Source organism: uncultured Agitococcus sp. (assembly GCF_937920075.1).
Classification (GTDB): Bacteria; Pseudomonadota; Gammaproteobacteria; order Pseudomonadales; family Moraxellaceae; genus Agitococcus.
In genome coordinates, this window is the sequence record NZ_CALETI010000165.1 from 1 (window position 1) to 4,971 (window position 4,971).

At 42.4% G+C, this 4,971-nt stretch carries 1 pseudogene; it reads left to right on the plus strand.

The annotated features are described in order from the left end of the window. Nucleotides 1–4,971 (plus strand): annotated as a pseudogene (locus Q0212_RS16780) (hypothetical protein); the annotation flags it as partial.

Genomic DNA, 4,971 nt, shown 5'->3' on the forward strand with positions numbered 1-4,971 from the left:
ATGGTGAAGTAGAAAACGCCTATGAGTTTGCAAAACTTCAAGACAAGCCTATTAGGTTTGCAAAAAGTAAAGACGATGCAGTAACAGCATACGGACTTACTGAGCCTGTCGATTTAGGGGATGGTGTGACTGGCTTTGTCGGTTTATCTCTTGATAGAAAAACTGTTGTAAAAGAGTGGATTTTTATTGAAGAAAAATCACGGTTAAGTATTGGTATTGGCTCAAAAACAAAAGAAGGTGCAATTAAAGACGCAAAAGAACGGCTTGCGACTGTAAAAGATAAAAGCGCACTTCTGAAATCTGCCGAGGACAATAAGCAGTTATTAACTGACGCAGAACTTGAGCAGCAATGGCTTTCTCAAATTGGCTATAACCCTAATCAAAATGAAGATGATGCTAAGGGTGAATTAAAAGCCAAGAATGAGCAAAAACAGAATAATTCTGTTACTGACGATATTCTTGGTGCGAATAAGAATGACAAAGCGAAAACGGAGCAGCCCGTCAATGAGGCAAAAGCCAAAACAGGCATTATCAAAGTTGACTTTCCGTTAGAGGAAACAATTAACGCTTGGCAACATTCCATAAGAAACCCAAGTGAGGTCGCTAAATCTTTCAAACGGACTTTTGAAGATTTTATTGAAGAAGCATATAACGGTGCCTTGCCACAAGCTGAGACTGACTTACAGAAAAAAGCATTAGAGCAAGCAAGTCTTAAACTGCAACAAGACTACATCAAGAAATTTAACGAGCTTAATAGTGCGCGTTCAGGTGTTACATCTAGCTTTATTGCAGGCCGCAATAACTTTAATGGCAAACAAGCCGAAAGCAGAGGTAATGCTTTTGATAAGGTTAGCCAAAGGTTTGATAATTGGCTACTAGAAAGCAAATATGCGTTGGCAACAGCCGTACAAGAGGCAAGAAGTCCTGAGCAGCGGGCCGCAATTCAAGCCGAAAAAGATGCTAAAGCACAAAAACTTCAAGATAAAAACGATGACTTTTTAAGAAAAGTATTGTCATTCAAAAAGGGTGATGACTTTAAAATTGGGCAATATAAAGTTATTCGTGTGAACCTAAACAAATATGGAGTGCCTATATCTTTAACGCTAGAAGGTGACGGGTTAATCAAAGGAGTTAACGACAAGATTAGTTTGTTTGGCGGCAAAATGCCATACAAAACGGCTGATGAGCTAAAGCAGAACATTGAACGGGTTAAAGAGGCTGATGCAGCAAAACAGACAGAGCAGCCTGCACTAAAAAAAGGAGAGGTTGATTATAAATTTAGTAGTGGTGAGGTTGTTTTAACTGCAACAGGGCGCGAAACAACGCCATTCCCAAAAGTTGACTTATCAACAAATAGAAAAGCCACTAACAGCCTTAAAGTGATTGAGTCTTGGTTGATGGATAATGCCATTGCTGAGGCCAAGGCGAGAGGTGACGAATTTAATCTTCTGCAATTTAATGCTTCACGAAACAAACCGCAGCAGGCAGATAAAGACTCCGCAGAGATGTATTTGTTTGATAGTCGTAGTGTGCAGCCAATTCCTGCGCCATTTATGCGTCAATTAGTAGCAGGAACAACCGAGCCAACACCCGTAACGCAACCTGAAAGCAAGTCTACGCCTACCGCATCAACGTCATCTAGCGATTTAAGTGACGAAGAATATATTGCACTTCAAAAAGCCTACAACGACTTTAAAGCCAAGACCGATAAAATCGGCGTAGCGTATTCGCGTGATGAGGCATTAAAAATTGCAACAGGCTTGGTTGCTGAAATGCCTGATAAAGAAGATAAGATTCGTCAGGCTCTTATTGATGCTATTCGTGAGAACCAATGGAATCGCTTTGAGATTAACTTCCCTAAGCAACCTATTAAGGTCGAAACAGATGTTGAGCTTAATCGCGCATTAAAACGATTACAAAAGGCGTTAGAGGGAACAGATTACACGGTTAATGGCGCGTTTAATGGCAAGTCTGCTAAGTTGCTCTTTTCGTATAAATCAGGCGCAAACGGAAGCCGTGAGAGCGTACTAATTGACAGAGTTAATGGTAAGTTCACGTCTTACCATGTTGATTTTGACAACATGAGCAGGGAGGTTTTAAAGCCATTGATAGACGCTACTGTCAAATGGTTGAACGGCGAAGAAATCCCTAAGATGAAATTAGGTGATGATTCACAATGGGACTACACGACCCTACTTAGTACGCCGCGCCATATCGACAACGCCTTTAATGAAGCTAAGGCCAATGCTCCAACAGTAAGCAAATCAGACAAACTGGCTCAGTCTTATGATGAAGCTAAAGCAAAGCAACAGCCTGCCAAAGAAGAAGCCCATAAACAGGAAGCTAACTCTAAAACACCAACACTCGACAAGCACAATGCCCTAATGGATTCTGTGCGTGACGGCAAAGCAACAGCAGAGCAATTTAAGCAATCGTTTGCCGATATTTCTATCAACAAAGATGCGATTTTAACGGAGTTAAACGCACTCACCAAAGACCAACTTTTAAAAGAAGGGGGTTATGCTGTCCAGTATCGACACAAGAACGATAAGAAATCCGAAGTAGCCGAAGCTGTCTATCATTCCATGATTGCCGAGTATGCGCTTGGTCGTGGTATTACCTATGGTATGGGCAAAAACAGCTATGAAAATGCTGTGCAGAAAATGGTTGAAAGCACAGATCAACAACGACTAGATGATTTTGCTCAAGAATATAAGCAAATGATTGATGGCCGTATTAGTGACCTCAAAGCCAAAGCTGAAGCATTAGAAAATCCGCAGACATTAGACGATTTTAGAATGTTGATGCGGAAGATTATGGCTGATGGCAAGTCTCGCCAAGAAGCATTTTTAACACTCACGCCTGAACAGCGAATTAAATATGATGAGCTAGAGGCCGAAAGCACAAAAGAAGCGAGAGAAGCGAGAAAACGTGCGGCACAGGCAACCATCAATACAGCATCACAAACTACTGACGGTAAAATTATTGAAACCAAGCACACACGAGACGGCTATGACCTGTTTGTGGTGCAGTTATCTGACCGTTTAAGTACAGATGACTACAAAAAAGTATTGTCCGAAGCCAAAAAACTCGGTGGATGGTATAGCAGTTATAAAGGTGGTGGTGCAATTGTTGGCTTCCAGTTCAAAGACAAAGAAGCGGCACAAGCCTTTTTAGCCCTTGCAGGTGGCGACACGACAGCAGCTAAGGAGCAACTAAGCCAAAAGCAAGATGACTACGAAGATAACCGTAGCCAAAGCGCAGCAGAGCGTTTACTGGATATGGCCGACAAGATAGAGACTAAAGCCAACGAAGAATTAAACCGTGACCGTAAGACCAATACAGCCCGTAGAGCTAGGTTTGCAATGTCGGCAGAGAATGAGGCTCGCGCTAAGATTGCCTTGGCTAAAACGATGCGTAACATTGCCGAAGCTATCAAAAATGGTAAGGCTAAGTTCTTAGACAACATTCGCATGAAGGTCGATGTTGAAGCATTACGCGCCTACATAACAACAGCTAAAGATAATGAAATTCGTTCTGAATATGATAGTTATGCCGAACAAGTCAAGCTTAAAGGACAGCCGCCTACAGCAGCAACGGCAGACTTTGCTACCTATCCAACGTACACATTATTCCGTTCTGATTTAGCGTTTTTAGGCCGTCAGTTGTTAGAAATTGATGGGCTTAAAAAGCTAGGCCAACAAATCATGGCGGTTGCTGATGATGTTAGCGATGCTTATTTAGATTTTGCTAGAAAGAACCTATATAAAGTCTCTCGTTTTCAAACCAAAGACAGCGCACTGGCTACTTTCTCAAGTAAAGAAACAGCCGAAAGAGCCATTAAGAAAAGTGGCTTAACAGGCAAAGCTATCGTCCTACAGGTAAAACGTGGCGAAAACATTGTCATTCTAAGCCCAAGTGAGGCTATTAACTTAAAGGTGTGGGAAGGTGACGCTGATAAACGCATTACGCTCAAGCGTGAGTTTGGTAATCAGTTAGTTGAATCTGTTGGCCGTAGAGCAGGTAAAAACAATAGATTGTTGCCTTATCAGTTCCAGTACGCTTACGACAAATTAAAAGCATTGTCGCGCATGGGGATTGAAACACCAAGCGAGTTTAGAAGTGCATTGCGTGAGTTTATCGCCTTACAAGAAGAAGCGACTAACAACAAAGTGCGTGAAATGGAAATGGCAATGGTTGGCCGTAAAAAAGACGGCTTAGACTTCTTCCCAACACCACAAGCCATTGCTCAACAGATGATTGATTCTGCCGAGATTACCCCCGATATGGCTGTTTTAGAACCATCGGCAGGTATGGGTCATATTGCGGATATGATTCGGGCGACTGGTGCTGAACCTGATGTTATTGAGATGTCGGGAGATCGCAGAGAGTTATTGCAAGAAAAAGGTTATCACTTAGCAGAAGTGAATGACTTTATGGATATGAAACCTCGTGAGTTTTATACCTTTGGCGATGTGTTTGTTGCGCCTGATGGTAAAGAGGGCGTAATGCGTGGCTCTAATGGCCAGCGCGTAAGACTAGAAGATGATGATGGTAAGATAATCGGTTATTACAATCGTGACGATTTAGTAGGAGAAAGGCATAAAGGCGTAGATAGCGGCTATGACCGCATCATCATGAATCCTCCGTTTAGCAATCGCCAAGATGCTGAACACGTTCGTCATGCTTACGAGTTATTAAGACCGAATGGCCGTATTGTTGCCATCATGGGCGAAGGCGTGTTTTTTGGTAGCGATAAAAAAGCAGTTGAGTTTAGAGAATGGCTTGAGTCTGTTGGCGGCACAAGTGAGAAGTTGCCCGACAACTCATTCATGGATTCGTCATTACCCGTCAATACTGGCGTTAACGCTCGCATGGTGATTATTGATAAGCAGGATAATGACAACCAAACTAATGAAGATAAGCCTAAGTTTAGCCAATCCTCCACCATCGGCGACCGCACAACCACCT